Origin of the sequence: Alteraurantiacibacter palmitatis, assembly GCF_037154115.1 — a bacterium.
Lineage (GTDB): Bacteria > Pseudomonadota > Alphaproteobacteria > Sphingomonadales > Sphingomonadaceae > Alteraurantiacibacter > Alteraurantiacibacter palmitatis.
Genome location: NZ_JBANRO010000005.1, coordinates 120,551 through 144,774, shown reverse-complemented (window position 1 = coordinate 144,774; position 24,224 = coordinate 120,551). Strand labels below are relative to the sequence as shown.

Genomic DNA, 24,224 nt, shown 5'->3' with positions numbered 1-24,224 from the left:
CAAACAGGAGAGAGACCATGACCGCCGCTACACTTCCCAAAGGCGTGAATATCCGCCATCCCGACAAGCTGTTCATCGGCGGCGAATGGGTCGCCCCGCACACCGCCGCGATGATCGAGATCGAGAATCCGGTGATCGAGGAAGTCGTGGCCCGCGTCGCTCATGCGGACAATGTCGACATGGACCGGGCGGTCGCCGCCGCGCGTGCCGCCTTCGATCACGGCCCCTGGCCTTTCACCCCGCCGCTGGAACGCATGGCGCATCTGATGCGGATGATTGACGAGCTGGAAAAGCGCGTGCCCGAACTGGCCAAGGCGTGGACCGCGCAGATCGGCGGGCTGGCGGTCGCCTCGGCCGGGATGCACGCAGGCGCTGTGGCGGGCCTTCGCGGCATTGCCAGTCTGGGTGAACGCTTCCAGTGGGAGGAACGCCGCCCCGGCATGGCGGTGAACACCGTGTGCATCGTGCGCGAGCCGGTGGGTGTGGTTGCGGCCATCGCGCCGTGGAACGGGCCGTTTGCGATAATGGCGAACAAGGTGTTCTATGCCCTGATCGCGGGCTGTTCGGTGATCATGAAGCCCAGCCCGGAAACCCCGCTCGAAGCCTATATCATCGCCGAGGCAGCCGAGGCGGCCGGGATGCCGCCGGGCACGGTCAACCTTGTCCCCGCAGATCGCGAGGCGGCCGACCATCTGGTGCATAATCCGGGTCTCGACAAGGTCAGCTTCACCGGTTCGAGCGCGGCAGGGATGCATATTGCCAGCGTGTGCGGGGCGAATATGACGCGCTGCACGCTGGAACTGGGGGGCAAGAGCGCGGCGATCATCCGGGATGATTTCCCCACTGAAGCCGCCGCACAGATCCTGGGCAACACGATCACCGTGATGAGCGGGCAGGTCTGCGCCATGCTCAGCCGCGCCATCGTGCCCAAAGCCCGGCATGACGAGCTGGCCGAGGCGATTGCGGGCGTGATGCGGCAAGTGAAGATCGGCGATCCCAACGATCCCGCCACGCAGCTTGGCCCGCTCGCCATGCGTCGCCAGCGCGACCGCGTGGAAATGTATATCGAGGAAGGCAAGAAGACCGCCGACCTCATCACCGGCGGCCAGCGGCCCGCGCATCTCAACAAGGGCTATTTCATCGAACCGACGCTGTTTGCCAATGTCGACAACACCAGCCGCATCGCGCAGGAGGAAATCTTCGGCCCGGTGCTCTGCCTGATCCCGGCAGAGGACGAGGAGGACATGATCCGCATCGCCAATGAAAGCCAGTTCGGCCTCAACGGCAGCGTGTTCACCAATGATCCGCAGGCCGCCTATGACATCGCGCGCAAGGTGCGCACCGGTGTGGTAGGCCAGAACGGGATGCGTATGGAATGGACCGCGCCCTTTGGCGGCTTCAAGAAATCGGGCATCGGGCGCGAAGGCGGCGATGAAGGCATCTGGGGCTATGTCGAGACCAAGACCATTCTGGTCGATGGGCCTTTGGCCTAAGGTCGCTGGCTCACCCCTAACCCCTCCCGCAAGCGGGAGGGGAGAAAAAGTGAGTCCCCCTCGCGCTTGCGGGAGGGGCCGGGGGGGGAATTCAGTCTATCCCCAGGCTGCGCAGGATCGCCTCGTCCCCGTCCAGCGCGGTTTGCCCTGCGGGGTAGCCATTGGCTTCCAGCATGAAGGCCACCAGCGCCAGATATTGCGCCGCGGGCAGCGATCCGCCCGCGCCGGTGGGCATATTGGTGCGCGTGTAGGTATACAGATCGCCCACGCTGCGCCCGCGCCATTTGCCAAGGAAGGCCTCGCCCGTAATCGGCGGCACGCCGGGCGCGCTCTGGAACGTGGTGCCGTGGCAGGCGGCGCAGGCGCGGGCATAGACAGCCCGCCCCTCCAGTGCCTGTGCGGCGGTGAACACGCCCGCGCTGGCATTGCGGGTGAAGCTTTGCGCCAGCGCCGGATCGTCAAAGCCTGCTGCGCCGCCTGCCAGCCGGAAGGGCCGCACCGGCCCACGCGCGCCGATCCCGGCCTGTGGCAAGGCGAACACGAACAGCGTGTTCTGCGTGCCGTGGGTCAGTTCGGGCGTGAAGGCATCGGACAGCCAGCGTCCGGTGGAGGCGGCGACATATTGCTGCCCATCCACGGTAAAGCTGGCCGGATAACCGGTGACCGAGGAGCCGAGATTGATCGCCCACAATTCCTCGCCCGTATCCTGATCCAGCGCGCTGAACCACCCGCCTGCGTCCCCTGCAAATACCAGCCCCCCACCCGTGGTGATGAGCGACTGGAACCCCGCGCGCTGCCGCCTCTCCCAGCGGGTGCGGCCCGTCACCGCGTCCACCGCGAACAGGCTGCCCAGCATCCCTTCGGCTTCGGGCACAATCGCGATCTGCTGGCTCATCCCGTAGATGCCGGGGTTCTGCGCCGGGTCCACTGCGGTCATTTGCGCGCACAGATTGGCCAGCGGCATGAACAGCGTGGCGCTGTCGGGGCTGTAGCTGCCGGTCATGTAATTCGCCCCGCCGGTGGGGCCGGGGCAGACTTCGTGGCTGGTGCCGTATTCCAGCGGCACCGTGGCGGGGTTGAGATGCGCGCGGCCTGTCGCCCCGTCGATCCGTTCGATCACATTCTGGCGCACGGTGGGCCGCGCCCACAGGAAACGGCCGGTTTCGCGGTCCAGCGTGGTCACCACGCCCACCTTGCCCGGAATTCCTGTCAGCGTGCGATAGGTGCGCCCCGGCACGATATCGGGGGCCATCCACGCCACTTCCGCCGGATCGGGCGCGACCTGCTGGTCAACCAGAATGCGGGCAAAGGTGTGGTCCAGATCCCAGTGATCGACCATGTGCTGGTAATGCCAGACAATCCGGCCCGTGCGCACATCCAGCGCCAGCGTGGAATTGTGGTAGAGGTAATCGTGATCGGGCCCCGCGAGCGAAATCTTGGGCGCGGGCGCGGAAACGCTGGTGCCCATATAGATCAGCTTCAATTCCGGATCGTAGCTGGCGATCATCCACGCGCCGACCTGCTGCCGGCTTTCCAGCGCCACGCCGCCCCAGGTGGCATCATTGGGATCATCGCCTTGCGCGATGATCGGCGTGCGCCAGACTTCGCGGCCCGTTGTGGCATCATGCGCCACGATCACGCAGGCGGCAGGCCCGCCTTCGGGCTCGCACGACCGCCCCGTGATCGCGAGGCCATCGGCAATGATCGGGCCAGAGCTGATCTTTGCGCCCTGCCGGTAATCGGCAATCCGGGTTTCCCACACCAGTTCGCCGGTGCGGGCATTGAGCGCATAGAGGTAATTGTCCGCCGCCTGCCCGATGATGAGCTGGCCGTAGATCGCCAGATTGCGCGTGGTGTCGTAGACCGGCAGATACTGGCCGATATCTTCGGGCAAGGGGCGGCGGTATTGCCACAGCATCTGCCCCGAACGCGCGTCGATCGCCTCGATCACATCGCTGGGGCCGGGGAAATAGATCACGCCGTCATGCACCAGCGGGGTGCCTTCCTGATGCCCCGGCGGCAGCGGGCGCGCCCAGACAAGCCGCAATTGGCCCACATTGCTGCGGTCAATCTGGGTGAGCGGGGAATGGCCCCAGCTGTTGAGCGTGCGCCGCCAGCTGAGCCAGTCACCGGCATCGGGGTTCTGGATTTCGGCATCGGTGACTGGCGGAAAATCGGGCACCAGCGGCTGTGCCACCCCTTGCGCGCCCGCTTGCGAAAGAGCCAGTGCGGCGATTGCGCATCCCAGCGCCAATTTTGCGGCTGCGCGCATATCAGTTGTCGATCCGCTTGGAATTGGGATCAATCGGCGTATCGGTTTTCAGCATCGGGTCCCAATGTTCGGCAATCTTGCCGTCCTGGATGCGGAACATATCGAACCAGGTGGAATAATAGGTCGCGCCGCTGCTGTCCTTTTCGGGCCGGACAAAGGCGATGGTGACGAAATCGCCTTCCGCCATGATGTTGATCATCGGCAATTCCAGCTTGGGCAGGATCTCGCGTTCGGGGCGCGTGTTGCGGATATATTCCTGCACGCCCGCCAGCCCTTGGGCGGCCATCGGGTTGTGCTGGATGTAATCGGTGCGGATGAATTCGCCGGCGCGATCGGCAAGGCCTGCCTGAAGCACGATCCGATACATATCGTAAACCAGCCGCTTGTTGGCAGCAAGGCGGGGGTCGGCGCTGGCCAGCAGCGGTTCGTGATCGGCGGGAACCAAGGGCGGGGTGGCGGACACGGCGTTCTCTCCAACTGCTGCGGGTGGAGCGGCCTGCTGCGCATCATCCTCGACCACCAGATTGCAGCCTGCTAGCGCGCACGCTGCGGCAAGGCCTGTCAGATAACGCATGAATCCCTCTCCTCACCCACCTACCTGCCAAAGCCGGGGTGACAGGGCAAGCCGAAGCCGCTAAGGCGCGCCGGACAAAGTCAATTTGGTGGGTCGATTTGATGGGAAACCCGATGAAGCTTCTGTTGCTCGCAAGCTGCACCGCCGTGATGATCGCCGTTCCCGCTGCGGCGCAGAACGATGATTCCTATATGGATTTCACGCCGCAGTTCACGCAGGCGGATGATGCCGCAAGCCAGCGCGCGGCGGAAAATGACGCAGTTCCCGCCAATGTGCCTGCGCGCAATAGGATTGTCGTGATCGGGCGCGGCCTTGACCTGACCCCCGGCACGCCGGCCTATTCCACGGTCGATATCACCCGCGATCAGCTGGTCACCACGGCCAGCGGCCGGCTGGAGGATGCGCTGGGCCGCGTGGCAGGCTTCCAGCAATTCCGCCGGTCGGACAGCCGTTCCTCCAACCCCACCGCGCAAGGGGTGACTTTGCGTGCATTGGGCGGCAACGCATCCAGCCGCGCGCTGGTGCTGCTGGATGGCGTGCCCATGCTCGATCCCTTCTTCGGCCATGTGCCGTTCAGCGCGCTTGCGCCCGAACGGCTGGGCAATATCCGCGTGACGCGGGGCGGCGGTTCCGGCCCGTTCGGGTCGGGCGCGCTGGCGGGCACGATTGAACTCGACAGCGCTAACGCCGCGGAACTGGGCACGTTCACCGGGCAGGCGCTTGCCAATCAGCGTAACGAGACCGAGCTTTCCGCCAGCCTTGCCCCGCGTGTGGGCAACGGCTTTGCGATGGTTGCCGGGCGGTGGGACCGGGGGCAGGGTTTCTGGACTACGCCCGAAAGCCAGCGCGTGCCCGCCAGCGCGCGCGCCGCGTATGACAGCTGGTCTGTCAGCGGGCAATTGGTGCAGCGGCTGGGCGATGTCGAAGTGCAGCTTCGCGGCGCGGCGTTCGATGACGAGCGGACCTTGCGCTTTGCCGGCGCCGACAACACCAGCAGGGGCGAGGATATCTCGCTGCGTGTGGTAAGCCGGGGGCCGTGGCAGGTCGATGCGCTCGCCTATGCGCAGTGGCGCAATTTCTCCAATGTCGTGATTTCCTCAACCACCTTCAACAAGACGCTGGACCAGAAGGATACCCCCGCGAACGGGCAAGGCGGGAAGATCGAAGTGCGCCCGCCGCTGGGCGAAGGGGTGACGCTGCGTCTTGGTACGGATTACCGCCGCGCCGAGGGCAATCTGCTCGAAGACGCCTTCAATGCCACCACCGGCGCGCTGACACAGAACCGGTTTGCGGGCGGGGTCAACACCAATCTGGGCCTCTATGCCGAAAACGATCTGGAACTGGGCGCGCTGACGCTGACCGGCGGTTTGCGGGCGGATCGCTACTGGATCGAGGACGGTTATTACCGCGCGGTCAATGCGGCGGGCACGACCATCCGCGATGATCAATATGCCGATCGCAGCGACTGGGCGGTGACCTGGCGCGCCGGGGCGGTGGTGCAGGCGAACGAGGTCGTATCCTTGCGCGCCGCGGCCTATACCGGGCTGCGCCTGCCCACGCTGAACGAACTCTATCGCCCCTTCGCCGTGTTCCCGGTGACCACCAACGCCAATGCCGCCTTGCTGCCCGAAAAGCTGGAAGGCTATGAAGCGGGGATCGATTTTGCGGTGACCGATGGCCTGCGGTTCGGCGCGACTGTGTTCGATAACCGGGTGCGCAATGCGATCGCCAATGTCACCATCGGCACGAATCTGCGCCAGAGGCAGAACCTTGAGGCGGTGCGCGCGCGTGGGCTGGAAGTGAACGGCGGCTGGCAAAGCGGCCCCTTCGGCCTCGATGCCAGCCTGGCCTTCACCGATGCTGCGGTGCGCGGCACGGGCGCGGCATCCGTGCTGGACGGAAACCGCCCTGCGCAGACGCCGCAATTCTCAGGGACTGTGACCGCCAGCTATACCGGCGCGCAGGGCATTCGCGCGGCGGCCACTTTGCGCCATGTGTCGGGCCAGTTCGAGGATGATCTGGAGACCGATCTGCTCAAGGCGGCAACCGTGGTCGATCTCTTTGCGTCAGTGCCGATCGCCGGGCGCCTGTCCGCCGTGGCGCGGGTGGAAAATCTGTTTGATGCAGAAATCATCACCCGCAACCAGGCTGGCTCCATCGATCTGGGCGTGCCGCAGACCTTCTGGCTGGGCGTCCGCTACGGGTTCTGATTGCCTCTTGCGCCAAGGCGGTTATCACCTTGGCAAAATGGGGAGAGAGACCGATGGCCGCTGATGCTGCCGTCCTGCCGGTGCGCAATCCGCGCACCGGGCAGGTGGATTACACAATCACGCCCGCGACGAGCGCGGTGGTTGCCGAGAAGGCCGCGCGGCTGCGCGCCAGCCAACCCGCCTGGGAAGCGCTGGGCGTGGGCGGACGCTGCGCGGTCATAGCCCGCTGGTTGGGTGCGGTGAAAGCGCGCGCCATGGATATTGGCGAAGCGGACGCGGTCGATACCGGCGGCTGCCACACCTCCTATGTGCAGGGCTTCATCACCTGCGCCAATATTGGCGGCTGGCTGGAAGATGCGCCCCGCGCTTTCGCCGCGCTGGAATGGCAGGGGATGAGCACATCGATGCCCACGGTGGAGGTGGAAAGCCAGGTCGTCGCCTACCCGTTGGTTGGCGTCATCAGCCCGTGGAACGCGCCGCTGATGCTGGCGCTGCTCGATGCGGTGCCCGCGCTGTTTGCCGGCTCTGCGGTGTTGCTCAAGCCTTCGGAAGTCACTCCGCGTGTGATCGAAGTGCTGTTCGAAACCGTGCGCGAAGTGCCCGAGCTGGCCGAAGTGTTCGATTATGTCGCGGGGCCGGGCGAGGTGGGCCAGTGGGTGGTGGAGCAGGCGGATACGATCTGCTTCACCGGCTCTGTCCCCACGGGCCGCAAGGTGGCGGTCGCCTGCGCCCAGCGGCTGATCCCGTGCAATCTGGAACTGGGCGGCAAAGACCCCTGCATCGTCACCGAAAACGCCGATCTGGAGCGGGCGGCAACGGCGGTTCTGCGCGGCGCGGTCTATGCCACAGGGCAGGTCTGCTATTCGGTGGAGCGGGTCTATGTGCATCACAGCGTCCACGATGCTTTCGTGGCTCTGCTGGTGGAAAAGGCGGGCGAGGTTCGCCTGAACCATGACAATCCGCGCGCCGGGCATATCGGCCCCTTCACGCACGGCCCGCAAGCCGACATCGTGCTGGCGCATATTGCGGACGCGAAGGCCAAGGGAGCCAGGGTGCTGACCGGAGGCGAGGTCGAGGATATCGGCGGCGGCCTCTATATGCGCCCCACCATCCTGACCCATGTGCACCACGATATGCTGATCATGCAGGACGAAACCTTCGGCCCGTGCATCCCCGTCATGGCCTACAGCGATACCGAGGAGGCGATAAGGCTCGCCAATGATACGCATTTCGGCCTCACCGCCAGCGTGATCGCGGGCACGGCAGAGGAAGCGAAGGCCATCGGCAGGCGCTTGAACGCGGGCGGCATCTTCATGCAGGATACCTTCCTCACCTTTGCCAAACTGCGCACCTTCGGATCGGACAGCTTCGGCTGGTCGGGCTATGGCGCGCCGCGCATCGGGCCGGAATCCTTGCGCCGTTTCCTGCGCCGCAAGAGCCTGCTGACGCAGACCGGGGCGGTGGCCGATATCCGCAACGATCACCATCTGGGGGCCAAGCCATGAAGATTAGCGCTGCGCTGTCGGGCCGGGGCGGTGCCGCGCCCGAACTGGTCGAACTGGAGCAGGAGGAGCCGCGCCCCGGCGAAATGCGCATCCGCCTTGTCGCCACCGGCATCTGCCACACCGATCTGCACGAACATCCCGGCAGGCACAGCCCGCAACCCATTGTGCTCGGCCATGAAGGCGCGGGCGTGGTGGAGAAGCTGGGCGAGGGCGTTTCCGGCTTCGCGGTGGGCGACCATGTGATCCTGTCCGGTAACAGCTGCGGGCGCTGCCCGTCCTGCCTTGCCGGGCGGCCGACCTATTGCGATCTGGCCATGCCATTGTGCTTTGGCGGAAAAAGGCTCGACGGATCGACCGCGCTGTGCGGCAGCGAAGGCCCTGTCCACTCGCATTTCTTCGGCCAGTCCAGCTTTGCCACCCACGCCATCGTGCCCGTGCGCACGGCGGTGAAGATGGCGAAGGACTTGCCGCTCGAAAAACTCGGCCCGCTGGGCTGCGGGGTGGTAACGGGCGCAGGCGGCGTGATCGCGGCGCTGAAGGTCGGCTTTGGCGATACGATCGCGGTTTTCGGCACGGGCGGTGTGGGTCTGTCCGCTGTGATGGCGGCCAAGCTGGTGGGCGCAAGGCGCATCGTGGCGGTTGATCTCAATCCCGCCCGGCTCGAACTGGCGCGCGAGTTCGGTGCGACCGATTGCTTCCTGGGCGATGCAGAGGATCTGGCCGCCGCAATCCGGGGTGTCACCGGGCGCGGCATGGATTTCACCTTCAACACCACCAATGCCGCGCCAGTTCACTCTATGGCGCTGGAGGTGCTGGCGATGAACGGCACCGCCGGCTTTGTGGCGGCCCCTCACGGCCCCTTCAACCCGCAGATGTTCGCCATGCTGGCGGGCGGGCGGCAATTGCGAGGTATCCTCGGCGGCGATGCCAATCCGCAGACCTTCCTGCCGCTGCTGGCCGAATATTGGCGGCAGGGGCGCCTGCCGTTTGACCGGATGCTGAGCTTTTACCCCTTTGCCGCAATTGAGCGCGCCTTTGCCGATGCCCATGCGGGCCATGCGATCAAGCCCGTGCTGCTGATGGAGAACACCCAATGACCCCCGATATCCGCGCCCAGTTGCAGGCGCTTGGCCCTGACCTCACGCCCGAAATGCTCGGCGGCACGCAGAGCCTGATGGCGAGCATGAGCCGGGGCATGGCCGCCGCCACCAAGGTGACGCGCGACATTGAATATGGCCCCGATGCGCGCCACCGGCTCGACCTGTTTACGCGCGATGGCCTTTCGGGCGCGCCGGTATTTGTGTTCGTCCATGGCGGCGGCTTCGTAATGGGCGACAAGCATACCGAAGGCAGTCCGTTCTATTCCAATATGGGCGATTTTGCCGCGCGGCATGGCTTTTTGGGCGTAACAATTACCTACCGCCTTGCTCCTGCCAGCCGGTTCCCGTCCGGCCCGGATGATCTGGTCTTGGTGATGGACTGGCTGCGCGCCCACATTGCTGCGCATGGCGGCGATCCGGCGCGCATCGTGCTGGCCGGTCAGTCAGCCGGCGCGACCCATGTGGCGGGATACCTCGCCCACCGGCGCGATCATGCGGCGGGCACCGCGGGCGCTGTGCTGATGAGCGGCATCTACGACACGCGCACGGCGAAGCCCAATGCCTTTGCCGAAGCCTATTACGGCCCCGACCCGCGCGGCTGGGGTGTGGCGAGCACGCTGGCGGGCCTGCTGGCGAGCGAAGTGCCGATCCAGTTTTCGGTGGCCGAATTCGATCCGGATGATTTCCACCAGCAGGCGGCGCAAGTGGTCAGCCAGTGGCAGGCGACCAAGGGCCGCTTTCCCGAAATGCATTTCCTGACCGGGCACAACCACTTGTCGCCCGCGCTCTCCATCGGCTCTGACAGCCGCGAGGTGGAGCGCATGGTGGCAGGTTTTGTGCGCCGCGTTGCGGGCTAGCCCCCTTCGGGAACCATACCGGTGCAGCATTGTTCATCCCCCAGTCAGTGTTTTCTACAGTGGGAAGGAGAATACCAATGCACAAGATCATCACCGCCGCCGCTGCCGGTGTCGCCCTGATCGGCCTTTCGGCCTGCGATGTGGAGCAGACCCAGGAAGGCGAACTGCCCGAAGTCAGCGTGGAAGGCGGCCAGATGCCGGAGTTTGATGTTGATACCGCCGATGTCGAAATCCGCACCGAGGAAGCCACGGTTGAAGTGCCGGTGATCGATATCGAAGAACCCAATGCGGGCGACGGCAACTAAGCCAGATTGAAAAAAGCACGAAGCGGGCCGGAGAGTAGATCCCCGGCCCGTTTCGCTTTGTGCGTCAACCCGCCTTTGCGCAAATGATGCACAGCGACGCTTCAGGGCGCGCTTCCAGCCGCCCGGCGGAAATCTGCGCCCCGCATTGCGCACATTCGCCGTAAGTGCCTGCGGCAATCCGGTCGAGCGCGCGTTCGGTCGAGGCGATGGATCGCTTGATCATGGCCGCCTGGCCTTCTGCGGCCTCCTCGTCCTCCAACTGGTTGGCGCGTTCGTCCCAATCCTTCTCGGCTTCCTCGTCCAGTTCGCTCTCAAGGCGCGCGAGACGGCCCTTGAGTTCGGCCAGTTGCGCTTCAAGGCGAGCCTTGGCGGCGGTGGTATCGGTCATCAGTCGTTCTCCTTCAGGCCCCCACCCAGCAGCCGTGGAAACACATCGGCTGGGCAAAGGGCAGTTTGATTGTGGCCAGCGGCGGGCGGCTGACATCGTTTCCGTCGAGGATCAGCAGATCCAAACGCTTTTCGGCAAAGCGGTCCACCGCCACCAGCAGATAGCCATCGCCTTCTGCCGCATCGGGGCTGCGCGGCACGAAAACCGGTTCCTGCGCGGCGGCGCCCTGCAGATCCTGCGCTTTGACCTCGCCCGTTTCCCAGTCAATCTGGCCGATTCCCATCCGGGGAAAATCGCGCAGCGCGAAATAGCCTGTGCGGTATCTGCGCATGGCAAAGCGGTCGTCGATCTTGGGCATATCGCCCAGCGCGCCGGTCAGCGGTTCCAGTGTCACCGCTTCGGCATCGGGTTTCGACAGGTCAAAGGTGATGCGCGTGATCTGGGTGATCGTTTCGGGCATGGCAGGCGTCTTGCCGTGCTTGTCCTTGAAGAAGGAGAAGCAATTGCCGGGGCTGCACGGCGTATCGATGATGACGCGGTCGCCTTCGGAATAGGCGTTCATCACATGGCCCATCACGATGCCGGGGATGGGGAACCAGCGCATATCGCGCGCCGGGTCGCCGCCGCGCGGCATAACGCCCCACATACTGGGCAGGTCGGGATCGTATTCGTAATAATCCCCGCCATCGCGCAGCCGCGCCTCGTCCGCGGTCAGCGGCATGATCGGCAGCACGATATGCTCGCGCGTCACGCCCCAATCGTGGCTGAGGCCGGGGTAAGGCGTGTGAAACCATTGTTCGCGCACCAGCCGCCCCTCGCGGTCGAACACGTGCAGGCTGGCATCGGTCGTCGGCGCACCCTTGGCAAAGACGCCGTAGCTCCACCATTCGCCGGTCTCCGGATCGATCTTGGGATGCGCGGTGAGCGCGGTGGATTCCAGCGCACCGAAATCGCCGATACCCAATGTTTCCAGCGTTTCAGGATCGAGCCGGTAAGGGCGGCTGTCTTCGCGAAGCGCAAACAATTCCCCATGATGGGCAAAGGCATAGGTGTTGCCGGTGTTGTCGCGCTGCGGCAGGTTGGAGACGCTTTCGTCATCGGTGTAGCGGTTGCGGTATTTGCCATACAGCCGCCGCCGCGCGGCCAGTTCGGCCTTCATCCGCTCTGTCCGCACAAAGCGGCTGCGGTAGGAGACGTGCCCGTCTTCAAAGCGGAACATCGAAAACATCCCGTCGCCGTTCAGGATGATGTCATCCTCCAGCGTGGGAAACAGCCGGTCGCCCCCGGTGCGGTAATAGGCGCCGTTGCGAAGCGCCTCCGGAATCTCGCCTTCCACCTCGCATTCGAACACATCGGCTTCAAACCGCATCGGCACACGCTGTTGCAGCCCGAAGCTGTGAAAAGCGTGAAATATCTCCGGCATTGCTCTCTCCCATTTTGTGGGGATAGTTGTGAGGCAATAGCTGCCCAAATCAAGCGGGCAATTGACGGGAGACAAATGCGCCATGACCCAAAGCTGCTGGCCCGAAGGCGTGCCCGCGATCATGCCCGCGCAGGACCGCGCCGAGATCGAGGAGCTTTACGCCCGCTACGCCTGGGGCATCGACTTGGCGGATGAGGAACAGGCGATTGGCACCTTTGCCCGCGATGCCGAATTCGACCATCTCTGGCAGGGGAAGGTTCAGGGGCACGAGGCGATCCGGGCGAACCTGCGCAAGCTGTGGTATGACCGGCAGCACTGGTGGTATGGCCGCCAGCATCTGATGAACCACTTCATCATGGACCCGCATCCCGAAGGCGCGCGGGTGCGCTGCTTCTTCCAGATCATCCAGTGGAACGCCGATTACCGCACCAATTTCGTGTTCGGCGTGGGCACACGCGATGACCGGCTGGTGCGCGAGGACGGGCGGTGGAAGTTCTGGCGGCTGACGGTGAACGCCTGGACCGATGTCGATCAGGTGCCGTGGAAGGGCGAACGCACTTTGCCGCAGCGCCCCCCCTATAAAATGCCGCCCGCCGATACGCGCCCGTTTGACGAACAGACGCGCGATCCGTTCTGACCAGGCACTGCTCGATTTTGGGCCGGTTGGAAACCTGTCGAAGTTGACACCGTGTCAACCGGCCCATTGTGTATATTGCTGCGATAAATCAGCATTTTGCTGTCGAAATGCAAAGTTGACAGCTGGGCGGATCACCGCCGGAGGGGGCGGGGCGGCACGACGAGGATGAACGGGTCAAAGAGCGCTTGCGGCGTGGCGCGGCGGGGCAGGTGTAGGAAAGACCCTTGCGCGCCAGTTGCCGCTCGTTCCGCTGCTCTCAGCCCTTCTTGCGCGACGGGATCTTTGCAAGCTTGCGGGCCTTGCGGGTTTCCTTTGCGGCCTTGCCTAGCCCCTTCTTCTTGGCCTTTTTCACCTTGGCAGCGGGCGCGGCGAGCACGGCTTCGGCAAGGCGGCGGATGGAGGCGGCGCGCGGCCTGATGCTTCGATCCAGCACCGCGCGGGCGAGCGCGGCAATGTCCAGCGCGTCCTGATCCAGCGGCGCGGCATCGGCCTGCGGCGCCTTGTCCTGTATGGTGTTGCTCATCGAACTTGAAAACTCCTGCCCCGTCCCAGCCGGCACACAAGAATTTTCACGCCGCCAAGGCAAGCAAAGCTGCGGCCCGTCACAAAAGTGTCAAAAAAGCGGCGATCAGCCCTTTGCCTGTTGGCCAATGCGCAGTTCGGGGGTGCAGCCCAGCCAGCCCGCCAGCGCTTTCAGATCTGCCCGAACAAGATCGGAGGCGAGCTGGGCGCGGTCTGCATCCAGCCACAGCACCAGCTTGCTGCCTTCCCGTTCCAGCCGGCTGGTGAGCATCGAGGCGCGGCTGCCGGCGCCGATGCGACGGCACAGGCGGAAGGCCAGGCCCCAGGCGGCCGCCTCGCGCAGTTCTGCCTCGCTTGCCAGGCGCAGCAGGTCGGCGGTGGGTTCGGGCTTGGCGCAGGCCCCGCGTAAAGCGGCGCCGATCAGCGCGCGGCCGCGGTGGTCGATCCCGATCCAGCGCTTGTCCATCGCCCAGTCGAACGAATGTTTCAGCCGCATATTCGGCTCCAGCCGGGTTTGCGCCTTGGCGAGCAGGATGGCGGCGAGGCGCAGCCGTTCCGCGCCATTGCCCAGCGGATTGACGATGCGCGCAGTCCAGCCTGCGGTCATCGTTGCATCGCGCAACGATCCGCCGCGCGGTGCGGTGAAATGGGTGACCGCCGCGATCAGCGGATCAGCCTCGCGCGCGGCAGGGTCCAGCCGGTCGAACAGCAGGCCTTCGCGCAGGCCCCAGGCGGAAATGATGAGCGATGCGGGCTGGAACACCGCCACCAGCACCTGCAACAGCGCGGCGGCATCGGGCAGACCGCCTGCGCGGCTGGAGGGGATGCCGCTGATCCCGGCCAGTTCCGCCGGTGGCGTATCCAGCAGCTTGCGGGCCAGCCGCACCGCTTCCTCTGCATCCAGCCGGAAGGCGTGCGGATCGCTGAGCGGGTAATCAAGGCGATTCATGGCAAAGGCGGCAAAGGCCCGCCACGTGCCGCCCACCAGATACATGGGTTGGCCCGCCTGCGCCGTCAGCGCGGTTTCCTCCAGTTCCTTTTCCACCGTCTTGCGGAAGGCGGCTTCGCCTTTGGTGCGCAGGGCCGGCAGGCGCAGCGTGCCGAGCGGCAGGCTCGCCCCGCCATGGCACAGGCCATCCGCGATGCTGACCAGTTCGATACTGCCCCCGCCCAGATCCCCCACCAGGCCCGCCGCGCCGGGAAAAGCGCCGATGACGCCCAGCGCGGCATAGCGCGCCTCCTCCTCGCCCGACAGCAGGCGGGGGGAAAGGCCCAGCGCGCGCACCCGCTCCAGAAAGCTTGCGCCATTGGTCGCATCGCGCACCGCAGCGGTGGCCACGCATTGCACATCCCCCACTTCCAGATCGCGCAGGATCAGCGCAAAGCGCGAGAGGCCCGACAGCGCCAGATCCATCGCCTTGTCGGGCATTTTGCCGCTGGTCGCCAGTTCGCGCCCCAGCCGTGCGGTCACCTTCTCGTTAAGCCACACCGAAGGCGCGCGGCGCGATCCGGAATAGACCACCAGGCGCACCGTGTTCGAGCCGATATCGATAACGGCGCGATCGGGGCGATCCACCGGGATCGCCCGCGGCTTGCTGAGCGATGCCATGCTTACATCCCGCCCTTGCGCAAGCTGAGGCGCGGAACGCGGCTGTCTTTCAGCGCGCCGCCCCGGCCCGACAGCGAAGGGTTGGTCATGAAATAGGCGTGGCAGTTGAAGCCGGGCACGCCATTGCCATCGCCATCCTCGGCATCGGGATCTTCCTCGATCCGCTGGTATTCGCCCGTTTCCCCGTCGAGCAGCCAGCTTTGTTCGGTATCGAGCAGATTGGCGAGCAGCACCTGTTCGAGCACCTGATCGTGCACGGTGGGATTGGTGATCGGCACCAGCGTTTCCACCCGGCGGTTGAGATTGCGGCTCATCGCGTCGGCGCTGGAGATATAAATGATCGCCTGATCGCCCGGCAGCGGCGCGCCATTCCCAAAGGCCCAGATGCGGCTGTGTTCCAGAAACCGGCCAATGATGGATTTGACCGAGATATTGTCGGACAGGCCGGGCACGCCGGGGCGCAGGCAGCAGATGCCGCGCACGATCAACACGATGCGCACGCCCGCCTGGCTGGCGGCATAGAGCCGGTCGATCATGCCCTTCTCAGTCACCGAATTGAGCTTGGCCCAGATCGCCGCCGGCTTGCCGCTGCGGGCATTGGCGATTTCCTGATCGATCAGTTCATACAGCCGCTCGCGCAGGTTGAGCGGCGAGATCGCCAGCCGTTCCATCCCCTGCGGTTCGACATAGCCGGTGATGAAATTGAACAATCGCGCGGCATCGCGGCCAAAGGCGGGATCGGCGGTGAAGAAGGAAAGGTCGGTGTAGATGCGCGTGGTCACCGGGTGGTAATTGCCCGTGCCAAAGTGGCAATAGGTGCGGTATCCGCCTTCCTCCGCGCGCACCACCATGCTGATCTTGGCGTGCGTCTTCCAGTCGATGAAGCCATAGATCACCTGCACTCCGGCGCGTTCCAGCTCGCCCGCCCATTTGAGGTTCTGCTCCTCGTCAAAACGCGCCTTCAGTTCGACCACGGCGGTGACCGATTTGCCCGCCTCGGCCGCTTCGATCAGCGCGCTGATCACGGGGGACTGGTTGCCCGCGCGGTAGAGCGTCTGCTTGATCGACACCACCGCCGGATCGGCCGCCGCCTGCCGCAGAAAATCCACCACCACCTCGAAACTTTCATACGGGTGGTGGATCACGATGTCCTTTTCGCGGATGGCGGCAAAGCAATCGCCGTCATGCTCCATCACGCGTTCGGGATAACGCGGGGTGTAGGGGGTGAATTTGAGGTCGGGCCGGTCTTCGTTCACCACGGCAGCAAGGCCCGAAATGCCGATCATCCCCAGCGTCTTGGTGACAAAGGCCTGATCCAGGCCCAGCTTCTCGCGCAGCAAGTCCTCGGCTTCGGGGTCGAAATTCTCGTCCAGTTCGAGCACGATCACCTGCCCACGGCGGCGGCGCTGGATTGCGGTGCGAAATTCGCGCACCAGATCCTCGGCCTCTTCCTCCACCTCGATATCGCTGTCGCGCAGCACGCGGAACACGCCATCACCCCGGATGGCGAAGCCGGGGAACAATACGGGGGCAAAGCGCTGGATCAGCCGCTCGATCGCCATGTAGATCACATCGCCGCCGGTCTCGCTTTCGGGCACGCGGATAAAGCGCGGCAAGGCGGCGGGGATCAGCACCATTTCCACGAGGCGGCTGCCATCCTCCTGCCGCTCCAGATTGAACAGCACGCCGATGCCGGTATTGGCGACAAAGGGGAAGGGGTGCGCCGGGTCGATCGCCTGCGGGGTGATCACCGGCATGATGTGATCGATGAAATATTGCCTGAGCCAATCTTCCGCCCGCGGATCGGCCAGATCGCCGCCGCGAATCTGGATGCCCTGCGCCGCCAGCAGCGGGCGCAATTCTTCCAAGGCCGCCTGTTGCAGTGTTTCCACCTGCCGCAGGCGGGCGGTAATGGCGGCCAGTTGCTGCGGCGGGGTCTTGCCGTCGATCGACAGCGTGGCAACGCCGCTGCGCACCTGGCCGACCAGCCCGGCCATGCGGATCATCGCGAATTCATCCAGATTGCTGCCCGAAATGGACAGGAAGCGCAGCCGTTCGAGCAGCGGATAGGCGGTGTTGCGCGCCTCGGCCAGCACGCGTTCGTTGAACGAAAGCCAGCTCAACTCGCGGTTGAAATAGAGCAGTTCAGGGCTGGTGCGGTCAGGCGCGGAAAGGGTTTCGAGCGTCGTCATCGCGGGCCTTGGTCACGTGTGTTGCTTGGGGGTCGCTGGTCGTTCTGCTGGCCTGATGTGCAGATTTCCGCCATCCGGCGCAAGGCAAACCGGCCTCTTGTCACGCATTGCCTGCGCCTTTGCCTGCTGCTTCAGAGCAGATCCTGCGCCCGCGCAATCGCGGTGATGCCGCGTTTCCCATCGTTGCGGCCCAGTTGCACCAGCACGTCGATCACGCTGGCGGCATAGGCGATGGTGTCGCTGCGCGTCAGGCCGATGCCGGTCTGCATCACCATCAGGCTCAACTGTTCGAGCGCGCCGCGCAGGGAATTGGCGTGAATGGTGGAAAAGCTGCCCGGATGCCCGGTATTGATCGCGCGCAGGAAGGACACGCTTTCCGCGCCGCGCAATTCGCCCAGCACGATGCGATCAGGCCGCAGGCGCAGCGCCGATTGCAGCAATTCGTTTGCCGTCACCTTGGCTTCGCCCAGTTCGCCCTTCACCGCGACCAGGCCCACGCCATTGGCGCCGGGCAGCTTCAGTTCGGGCGTATCCTCCACCAGCACCACGCGCTCCTCGCGCGGGATTTCGCCCAGCATGGCGTTGAGGAAGGTGGTCTTGCCCGTGCTGGTGCCGCCCGAAATCAGGATCGTCTTGCGCGCCCGGATCGCCGCCCGCAGGAAAGCGATAGGCTCTTGCGCGGGATCGGGCATCTCCGCCTCAGGCGGCGGCACCAGCGGGCCGGCATCATAGGCATCAAGCGGCAGATCAAGCTGGCGGTGCCGGCGGATCGCCATCGCCCAATGGCGGCGCGTGGCGGGCGGGCCGCAAAACTGCACGCGCGCCCCGCCATAGGTATCGGCGGGCAGGGTTGCGCCCAGCAGCGGATGTTCGCGGTTGATGCCCTGGTGGCTGATGCGCGCAACCTGTTCTGCCAGCCGCTGCACCAGCTTGTCATCGACCTGCGGGGCAGGGATGCACTGCATCCCCGGATGCGCGGCATCCTCCACCCAGATTTCGCCGGGGCGGTTGACGAGGATTTCGGTCACCGTGTCGCGTTCCAGCCATTGCCGGAACGGCGCGAGATAGGCGTCGAGATAGACCGAGCCGCCCGCAGGCAGCACGGCTTCCGCCGCCGCCTCGGCCTCATCGTTCAGCCGGTGAATCTCTGCCGCCATCAACCTGCCCCTTACAAGCGCGGCGCGCGGCTGAAATCGAGATGGCGCGAGGTGAACACGCGGATCGGTTCACCCTGCCGCACGCGCACGGTGGGCGGGCGCGTGCCATCCTGCTGCACCGCGGTGGACGCGGCCGATTGCCCGCCGCCCAGCACCACCGAGGCCCCGCCGCCCGCAAGGCTGGTGAGCCCGCCGATCACGCTGAGCAGCATGGCCGATCCGAAGCGTTCGAAGAAGCGCGTGTCGACTTCGCCCGCAAGGCCTGCGGTGCCGTCAAAGCTGGTGGCGGGGCTGGCAAGGTTCACCGATACCCCATCGGGCCGGATCAGCGTGGTCCAGATGACATAGGCGCGCCGCTGCCCCGCTTGCAGCCCGCTCTGATACTGGCCGACAAGGCGGCTGGAACGCGGCACCAGCACGCGGCTCCCATCAAAACTGCGCACATCCTGGCTCACCACGGCGCGCACATATCCGGGCACATCGGTGTTGATCGCGGTTTCGAGCACGGCGGGGATCATGGTGCCCTGGCCCACGGTTGTCGCCGGGTCAAAGCTCTGCTGCGCGGTGGCCGGGCCGCCGCCAATGCCGCCGATCTGCGCGGCAAAATCACCCGGAGAGGTGGAGCCGGGGATCGGCCCGCTCTCGCCAGAGCCGCTCGGCATTGCAAGTCCGGGTGCGCCCGCCAGCGCCGCGCCCGGCGCGGCACCTGCATCATAGACCACGACGGGCGATGCATAGGAGTTCACCGTATTGGGCACCGGCTGGTATTCGCCATAGGGCTGCTGCGCCAGCACCGGCCCTGCCATGCCCGCTTCGGTCCCCGGCTGTACCGCACCCGCATTGGCCGATGGCAGGGCGTTGATATCGGGCGGCGGGGTCGCCACCGCGGTCTGATCGGGGGGCACCGCGGCGGGAGCGGCAGGGGCCTGCGCCGCCTCGTCTGGCATCCGGCTGGCATTGAGGCCCCACAGCGTTGCCGCGCCCAGCAGCGCCACGAACCCGACGCCTGCGGCAAGGCCCAGCGCATCGGAATGGCCCTTGCGGTTGGCAACGGCGGGATAGGAGGTGCGGCTGGCCAGATCGATGATCTCGGTCGGTGCATCTTCGCGCGGATCACGGTCCTGCCTTGCGGCAGAATTCTTTTCCGGCAGGCGCATCGCAAGTTTCATGGGCTTGGTCCTTCGTTACCGGGTCACGAGCGGGCAGGGGCGGGAGCCGCCCGGTTGAGCAGGCGCGCGCTGGCATCGCCTGCCCGCAGGATGATCTGCGCGGGCACTTCGTCGATCACGATCACATCGCCGCGCACGGCAAAGTTGACCGGGCCTTCCACGCCTTCCTCGTTCAGCACCAGGATCGCGGGCATCGGCGCGCCGGTGGGCCAGGCGAGGAAAGTGGCCCGCCCGTTGTCATACACGGTTTCGGGAAGCAGAGCAGGCGCGCCTTCGGCCGCCCAAGCGAAATTGAGGCTGGCCGGATCGAGCACGGCGAAATCATCCATTGCGGCGGCCAGTTCATCCGCATTGGCCGTTTCGACCGGCGGAGGCGCCTCGGCCTCCGCCCGTGCGGCGAGTTCGCCTTGCGTCAGCGTGTCATCGGGATAGATGAAGCTGAGGACATAAAGCGGGTTGCGGTGCGCGGGGCTGGCGACCAGATCAAACAGATAGATGCGCCGGTCGGTCAGCACGGTCATATTGGTGACCGCACGCTCATCGAGCGGCTTCACGAACAGCAGATTGGCGCTGCGGCTGGGCGTCACCTGCCATTTCTGCGAATCGCCAATGGCGACGTTCTGGATCGTCTCGCCCTCGGCAAAGCGGATCGTCGCCTGCACATTGACGCGGCCGGGCACGCGGATCACGCGCGTTTCGTCATAGGTTTGCACCACGAGGCGCGGATCGGCCTGCGCGTTAGCAGGCAGCGCAAGGGCCGGGCCGAAGGTTGAGGCGAAAAGCGCCGCAGCGAGAATGGCGCGGGTCATGGTCACGATTTCTCCGTGGAGCGTCCGGGCTTGCGGACAGGTGCAGATTTGAAGCGGCTGCCGATGCCGCGCGCGCGCGACACGCCGGGTTGGGCGCCCGGCCCGGCCTGCGCGGCCCCGGCGGCGCCGGCAATGATGCGCGTTTCGCGCGTGGTGATGCGGCTTGCTCCGCCACTGGCGGCGGTATCGTTGGCGGCCTGCAATCCGGCGGCGGTGGCCACGCGGATGTCGCGCGCCGGAGCCGCAGAGACGGCGGCAGCACCTGCCGCGCCCGCAGCGCCCGCAGGGCCTGCCATTGCCGGTATGGCTGGCCGATCGGCGCCAAATGAGGAGCCGCGCCGTTCGTCATTGCGGTCGGACGGCGCGGAAATGCCGAACACGCTCCACCCCGCCACCATGGTGGAGGCGACTTTCATCACCATCGCCATCAGCGCCAGATGCACCGCGCCGATCATGAAGAAGGCCATGGCCGGGCGCACGTCGATCTGTCCGGGCGTAGTGAGCAGCGCGGAGAGAACCGGCGTTGCCAGTTCCAGCATCAGCGATCCCGCCAGCACCGCAAACAGCGGCGCCAGCGCCATCAGCACCGCCGCCTTCAGCCATCCGGCAAACAGGCCGCGCGTGCCGTTGAACAGCGCCATCACGATGAAGATCGGCCCCAGTCCCAGCAGCACCGCCAGCGCGATCTTGCAGGTGGCGAGCACGCCCACCGTGCCCAGCAGCAGCATGGTCGCCCCCGCCCACAGCAGCCCGCGCGGCGAGAAGATCGAGGTGGTTTCCGACGCGCCTTGCCCGCCGGACACCTCCATCAGCGAATACATCACCACATCCAGCTTGTCGGCAAAGATGGTGGTGGCCGACCCATCCTGCCCCATCAGCACACCGGCAATCTCGTCCGGCCCGCCCACCAGGAAATTCCAGAATACATTCTGGAACGCGATCCAACTGGTGGCCAGCGTCAGCACCACGCCCAGCGTGATGAGGCGGGGGGCCAGCGCCGACAGGCCAATGCGCAGCCGCCCGGTGACAAGGCCATAGCCGAGCAGCGCGACGAAGATCGTGAGGATGATTTGCAGCGGCAGCACAAAGGCGCCGTCAGGGCCGAAAATGCGGCTGAAGGCGGCCTGCGACATTTGCCCTGCCGCGCAATCAATCGCCCGCAGCGATGCGCCGATGCCCGCGCCCACGCCTTCCAGCGCGGCCTGGCACTGGTTGATCCCGCCTGCAACGGGGGGAGAGGCGGCGATGGCTGTCACTCCGCCGCTTCCCACTTGTCGAGATCGTCGCTCGCCTGTGTCGGCGCTTCGCCCGGCCAGCGCTTGCCGGTGAGTGCCGGGAACCACAGCGCCGGATCATCGCCCACCGCCTCGCGCAGCAGGTCGAGCCGCCGGACCGAGCTTTCGCGGCCCGACAATATGGTGAGCACTTCGGGCGCGTTCGACAAATCGAGCCGCACCACCACGCTTGCATCGGGCTGGCGCACCAGGAAACAGCGGCTGTGCGCAGGCAGGCTGCGGATCAGCGCCAGCTCATGCTCGGTCAGGCCGAAGCCTTCGCAATAATCCTCTGCCCGTGCGCGCGCATTGGGCATGAAGATCATTGTCGCGGTCTGTTCGACCAGCGCGGTCGCAATCCGGCTGTCGAGCGCGTCGCGCGCGGATTGCGTGGCAAAGCCGACCAGCGCGTTGCGCTTGCGCAGCGTCTTGAGCCAATCCCGGATGCGGGCGGCAAACACTTCGTCATCGAGCGCCTTCCAACCCTCGTCGATCAGGATCATCGTCGGCTCGCCGTCCAGCCGCTCGTCAATGCGGTGGAACAGATACATCATGACAGGCGTGCGCAGGCGCGGATTTTCCAGCAGCGCGGTCATGTCGAACCCCATCACGCGGGTGGTGAGGTCGAGCTTGTCAGTGGCGTTGTCGAACAGCCAGCCGTGCTCGCCATCCTCGATCCACGCGCTCAGCCGGTCGGCCATGTCGCCGGGCTGCGGGCGGCGGCTGCCCGATACCAGTTCCTTGAAGTGGCGCAGGCGGCGCAGCGAAGGATCGTTGGCATAGGCCGCATCCACCGCGGCGGTGATGGTCTGCAATTCCTCCGGGCCTTGCGCGCTCAGCAACACGCCCAGCCAGTCGCGCAGGAAGGCGCGGTTGGCGGGCGTATCGGGCAGGGCCAGCGGGTTGAAGCCCGAAGGCTCGCCCGAACGCACGCGTTCATAGCTGCCGCCAATGCCGCGAATGAACAGCTCCGCGCCGCGGTCCTTGTCGAACAACACGGTGCGAGGCGAAAACTTCTGCGCTTGGGCTGCCAGAAAGTTCATCACCACGGTCTTGCCCGAACCCGACGGGCCAATGACGGTGAAATTGCCGAGGTCTCCATTGTGGAAATTGAAGAAGAACGGCGTCGAGCTGGTGGTTTGCAGCAGCGTGACCGCCTGTCCCCAGTGATTGCCCTCCGCCTTCCCCAGCGCAAAGCCGTGGAAACTGCCGAAACTCGCCATATTGGCGGTGGAAATCAGGCTGCGGCGGACAAGGTAATCCTCGTTGCCCGGAAACTGGCCCCAGAAGGCAGGTTCCAGATTGGTATCCTCGCGCACGGCAATTGCGCCGGTATCGGCCAAGGCAGCGGCCACGCGCGCGGTGGCATCGTCGAGCCGCTCCAGCGTGGTTTCGCGCACCAGCACGCTTAAGTGGTGGTCGCCAAAGGCCACGCTGCCTGCGCCCAGTTCGTCGCGCGCGGCGAACATATCCGCGCGTTCGGCCTGCGCGTCCTCGTCCGCCGAACGCAGGCGGCGCAGCGCCAGATCAATCCGCTCGCGCGCGGTCTGGCGTTCCTGCGGGGCGAAGCTTTCGGTCACCACCATTTCGTGCGGCAGGCGCAGCAGCGGGTCGAGCAGGCCGGGGCTGGTCGCGTCCGGATAATCTTTCAGGCTGAGCATGGCGGCGCAATCCGCCCCGCTGGCACCGCGCAATTCCATTGCATCAATGCCGAAGCTGGCGCGGCGGTAAGGCAGCATGAAGCCGATATCCGTGCCATCATCGGGGCGGCGAACCGGGCGCATCTCGCCGTTATAGAGCGCGGACAGCAGTTCCAGCAGCTCGTTATTCACAGCCCCGCTGGCCCCGGTGTAATCGCCCAGCATCTGCGCGCCGTAATCCGAAAGCGAAGCCGCCAGCGCCTGAAGCGCCGCGCGCAAAGTGCGCAAATCGCGCGGATCGACTTCTTCCGCGGCGGTGGCCTTGCCCTTGAACAGCTTGCTGAGGCGCTCGCCCCAGCCCGCCTTGCCGCGCGCCGGGCGGCGCACCAGCGTCACGAACTGGTCGTTTACGAACAGCGCGCCCGCCGACAGCTTTTCCCGCCAGCGCGCGTCGATATGCGCGGAAAGCGGATCGTCAAATGTCGCGTCCAGCTCCACTTCCACCCGGCGGCGGATGACGTGGTGATAGAGCACAAACCGCGCATCCAGATTGCTTCGCAGCATCACCTCGCGCGTGGCGGCGTGGGCATTGAGCGCATCGGTATCCTCGGTCTCGAACAGCAGGCCGGGCACTTGCAGCGCGCCCATCAGCGATCCGTCGCGCAGCAGCACGGTGTCGCCATCGACCAGCGTGGCATAGGGCAGGCGGTCACCCGCTTGCGCCTCCTTGGCGTTCCACGCCGCTGCTCCCAGCCACTTGTTCATAACGTCGAGTCCTTTCCGCCCCAAACCGGGCGGTTGTCAGGCGGTGTAACTGTTGCAGCCCCAGCGCTTGAAATTGCGCACGCGCGGGCATTTGCTGACCTTGGTGATCCACAGATCGAAGATGCGCGGTTCGCGCAGGCAGGCGAAATAGCCGATCGCGTGCATCACGAAGGGGATGGGGATGATCCACAGGCTTTTCAGAATCAGGAACGCCTCGGTCGTCACCAGCCCGTTGATGATGAAATAATTCATCGTCACCCCGGCAAACATCTGCGGCCGGGTCAAAGCGCGGTGCACGGGATGGCGGACAAGCTGGCTCACCG

The 24,224-nt window shown here is 65.5% G+C and carries 20 protein-coding genes; 7 read left to right on the top strand and 13 right to left on the bottom strand.

Translation table 11 applies throughout. From position 1 onward, the window contains the following. Positions 1-17: 17 nt before the first annotated feature. Complete coding sequence (locus tag WFP44_RS07475) at positions 18-1,493, top strand: aldehyde dehydrogenase (RefSeq protein WP_336925805.1); 1,476 nt, start codon at positions 18-20, stop codon at positions 1,491-1,493. A 91-nt stretch (positions 1,494-1,584) separates the two neighbouring features. On the opposite strand, the gene WFP44_RS07470 is transcribed toward WFP44_RS07475, so the two are convergent. Both WFP44_RS07470 and WFP44_RS07465 read right to left on the bottom strand, forming a co-directional pair. Next, the gene (locus WFP44_RS07470; RefSeq protein WP_336925804.1) at positions 1,585-3,765 is read right to left on the bottom strand and encodes an outer membrane protein assembly factor BamB family protein; all 2,181 of its coding nucleotides are present in this window, start codon (positions 3,763-3,765) and stop codon (positions 1,585-1,587) included. A 1-nt stretch (position 3,766) separates the two neighbouring features. Then, entirely contained in the window at positions 3,767-4,339 is a 573-nt protein-coding gene (locus WFP44_RS07465; RefSeq protein ID WP_336925803.1) for a nuclear transport factor 2 family protein, read from the bottom strand. A gap of 191 nt (positions 4,340-4,530) precedes the next feature. Between WFP44_RS07465 and WFP44_RS07460 the strand changes: the two genes are divergently transcribed. The 5 genes from WFP44_RS07460 to WFP44_RS07440 all read left to right on the top strand — a co-directional run bounded on the left by WFP44_RS07460 (position 4,531) and on the right by WFP44_RS07440 (position 10,316). After that, complete coding sequence (locus WFP44_RS07460) at positions 4,531-6,549, top strand: TonB-dependent receptor domain-containing protein (RefSeq protein WP_419716504.1); 2,019 nt, start codon at positions 4,531-4,533, stop codon at positions 6,547-6,549. Between the two features lie 53 nt (positions 6,550-6,602). Beyond that, complete coding sequence (locus WFP44_RS07455) at positions 6,603-8,054, top strand: aldehyde dehydrogenase family protein (RefSeq protein ID WP_336925800.1); 1,452 nt, start codon at positions 6,603-6,605, stop codon at positions 8,052-8,054. After that, positions 8,051-9,151: an NAD(P)-dependent alcohol dehydrogenase gene (locus WFP44_RS07450; protein WP_336925799.1), complete on the top strand. Its 1,101-nt coding sequence runs from the start codon at positions 8,051-8,053 to the stop codon at positions 9,149-9,151. Before WFP44_RS07455 ends, WFP44_RS07450 begins: the two co-directional genes overlap by 4 nt. Beyond that, complete coding sequence (locus tag WFP44_RS07445) at positions 9,148-10,011, top strand: alpha/beta hydrolase (protein WP_336925798.1); 864 nt, start codon at positions 9,148-9,150, stop codon at positions 10,009-10,011. Before WFP44_RS07450 ends, WFP44_RS07445 begins: the two co-directional genes overlap by 4 nt. Positions 10,012-10,088: 77 nt before the next feature. Then, positions 10,089-10,316 carry a hypothetical protein gene (locus tag WFP44_RS07440; RefSeq protein WP_336925797.1) on the top strand — a complete coding sequence of 76 codons (228 nt, stop codon included), beginning with the start codon at positions 10,089-10,091 and terminating at the stop codon, positions 10,314-10,316. A gap of 64 nt (positions 10,317-10,380) precedes the next feature. Here WFP44_RS07440 and WFP44_RS07435 read toward each other — a convergent pair whose 3' ends face one another. Together WFP44_RS07435 and WFP44_RS07430 are read right to left on the bottom strand one after the other, a co-directional pair. Beyond that, positions 10,381-10,704, bottom strand: a complete 324-nt coding sequence (locus WFP44_RS07435; protein WP_336925796.1) for a TraR/DksA family transcriptional regulator — start codon at positions 10,702-10,704, stop codon at positions 10,381-10,383. Between the two features lie 13 nt (positions 10,705-10,717). Then, positions 10,718-12,127 (bottom strand): carotenoid oxygenase family protein, encoded by a 1,410-nt coding sequence (locus tag WFP44_RS07430; RefSeq protein WP_336925794.1) that lies wholly within the window; start codon positions 12,125-12,127, stop codon positions 10,718-10,720. An 82-nt stretch (positions 12,128-12,209) separates the two neighbouring features. Here WFP44_RS07430 and WFP44_RS07425 point away from each other — a divergent pair, with 82 nt between their 5' ends. Next, positions 12,210-12,764 (top strand): nuclear transport factor 2 family protein, encoded by a 555-nt coding sequence (locus WFP44_RS07425; protein WP_336925793.1) that lies wholly within the window; start codon positions 12,210-12,212, stop codon positions 12,762-12,764. Between the two features lie 256 nt (positions 12,765-13,020). On the opposite strand, the gene WFP44_RS07420 is transcribed toward WFP44_RS07425, so the two are convergent. From WFP44_RS07420 to WFP44_RS07380, 9 genes are all read right to left on the bottom strand, one after another. Next, entirely contained in the window at positions 13,021-13,287 is a 267-nt protein-coding gene (locus tag WFP44_RS07420; protein ID WP_336925792.1) for a hypothetical protein, read from the bottom strand. A gap of 105 nt (positions 13,288-13,392) precedes the next feature. Next, complete coding sequence (locus tag WFP44_RS07415) at positions 13,393-14,895, bottom strand: Ppx/GppA family phosphatase (RefSeq protein WP_336925791.1); 1,503 nt, start codon at positions 14,893-14,895, stop codon at positions 13,393-13,395. 2 nt (positions 14,896-14,897) lie between these two features. Continuing rightward, positions 14,898-17,087, bottom strand: coding sequence for an RNA degradosome polyphosphate kinase (locus WFP44_RS07410; protein WP_336925790.1), 2,190 nt, complete (start codon positions 17,085-17,087; stop codon positions 14,898-14,900). 131 nt (positions 17,088-17,218) lie between these two features. Further along, complete coding sequence (gene virB11, locus WFP44_RS07405; RefSeq protein WP_336925789.1) at positions 17,219-18,244, bottom strand: P-type DNA transfer ATPase VirB11; 1,026 nt, start codon at positions 18,242-18,244, stop codon at positions 17,219-17,221. Positions 18,245-18,255: 11 nt separating this feature from the next. After that, a complete protein-coding gene (locus WFP44_RS07400; RefSeq protein WP_336925788.1) occupies positions 18,256-19,413 on the bottom strand; it encodes a TrbI/VirB10 family protein in 1,158 nt (385 codons plus the stop codon). Between the two features lie 23 nt (positions 19,414-19,436). After that, positions 19,437-20,222, bottom strand: a complete 786-nt coding sequence (locus WFP44_RS07395; protein WP_336925957.1) for a TrbG/VirB9 family P-type conjugative transfer protein — start codon at positions 20,220-20,222, stop codon at positions 19,437-19,439. A gap of 2 nt (positions 20,223-20,224) precedes the next feature. Further along, the gene (locus WFP44_RS07390) at positions 20,225-21,478 is read right to left on the bottom strand and encodes a TrbL/VirB6 family protein (protein WP_336925786.1); all 1,254 of its coding nucleotides are present in this window, start codon (positions 21,476-21,478) and stop codon (positions 20,225-20,227) included. After that, entirely contained in the window at positions 21,475-23,901 is a 2,427-nt protein-coding gene (locus WFP44_RS07385) for a VirB4 family type IV secretion/conjugal transfer ATPase (RefSeq protein ID WP_336925784.1), read from the bottom strand. Before WFP44_RS07385 ends, WFP44_RS07390 begins: the two co-directional genes overlap by 4 nt. A gap of 36 nt (positions 23,902-23,937) precedes the next feature. Continuing rightward, complete coding sequence (locus WFP44_RS07380) at positions 23,938-24,222, bottom strand: VirB3 family type IV secretion system protein (protein WP_336920244.1); 285 nt, start codon at positions 24,220-24,222, stop codon at positions 23,938-23,940. Positions 24,223-24,224: the final 2 nt, after the last annotated feature.

Coding starts and splice junctions, on each gene's coding strand:
- WFP44_RS07385 (WP_336925784.1), bottom strand. CDS start 23,901: ATGAACAAGTGGCTGGGAGCAGCGGCGTGGAACGCCAAGGAGGCGCAA.
- WFP44_RS07465 (WP_336925803.1), bottom strand. CDS start 4,339: ATGCGTTATCTGACAGGCCTTGCCGCAGCGTGCGCGCTAGCAGGCTGC.
- WFP44_RS07450 (WP_336925799.1), top strand. CDS start 8,051: ATGAAGATTAGCGCTGCGCTGTCGGGCCGGGGCGGTGCCGCGCCCGAA.
- WFP44_RS07420 (WP_336925792.1), bottom strand. CDS start 13,287: ATGAGCAACACCATACAGGACAAGGCGCCGCAGGCCGATGCCGCGCCG.
- WFP44_RS07410 (WP_336925790.1), bottom strand. CDS start 17,087: ATGACGACGCTCGAAACCCTTTCCGCGCCTGACCGCACCAGCCCTGAA.
- WFP44_RS07445 (WP_336925798.1), top strand. CDS start 9,148: ATGACCCCCGATATCCGCGCCCAGTTGCAGGCGCTTGGCCCTGACCTC.
- WFP44_RS07475 (WP_336925805.1), top strand. CDS start 18: ATGACCGCCGCTACACTTCCCAAAGGCGTGAATATCCGCCATCCCGAC.
- WFP44_RS07425 (WP_336925793.1), top strand. CDS start 12,210: ATGACCCAAAGCTGCTGGCCCGAAGGCGTGCCCGCGATCATGCCCGCG.
- WFP44_RS07395 (WP_336925957.1), bottom strand. CDS start 20,222: ATGACCCGCGCCATTCTCGCTGCGGCGCTTTTCGCCTCAACCTTCGGC.
- virB11 (WP_336925789.1), bottom strand. CDS start 18,244: ATGGCGGCAGAGATTCACCGGCTGAACGATGAGGCCGAGGCGGCGGCG.
- WFP44_RS07470 (WP_336925804.1), bottom strand. CDS start 3,765: ATGCGCGCAGCCGCAAAATTGGCGCTGGGATGCGCAATCGCCGCACTG.
- WFP44_RS07455 (WP_336925800.1), top strand. CDS start 6,603: ATGGCCGCTGATGCTGCCGTCCTGCCGGTGCGCAATCCGCGCACCGGG.
- WFP44_RS07430 (WP_336925794.1), bottom strand. CDS start 12,127: ATGCCGGAGATATTTCACGCTTTTCACAGCTTCGGGCTGCAACAGCGT.
- WFP44_RS07460 (WP_419716504.1), top strand. CDS start 4,531: ATGGATTTCACGCCGCAGTTCACGCAGGCGGATGATGCCGCAAGCCAG.
- WFP44_RS07415 (WP_336925791.1), bottom strand. CDS start 14,895: ATGGCATCGCTCAGCAAGCCGCGGGCGATCCCGGTGGATCGCCCCGAT.
- WFP44_RS07400 (WP_336925788.1), bottom strand. CDS start 19,413: ATGAAACTTGCGATGCGCCTGCCGGAAAAGAATTCTGCCGCAAGGCAG.
- WFP44_RS07435 (WP_336925796.1), bottom strand. CDS start 10,704: ATGACCGATACCACCGCCGCCAAGGCTCGCCTTGAAGCGCAACTGGCC.
- WFP44_RS07440 (WP_336925797.1), top strand. CDS start 10,089: ATGCACAAGATCATCACCGCCGCCGCTGCCGGTGTCGCCCTGATCGGC.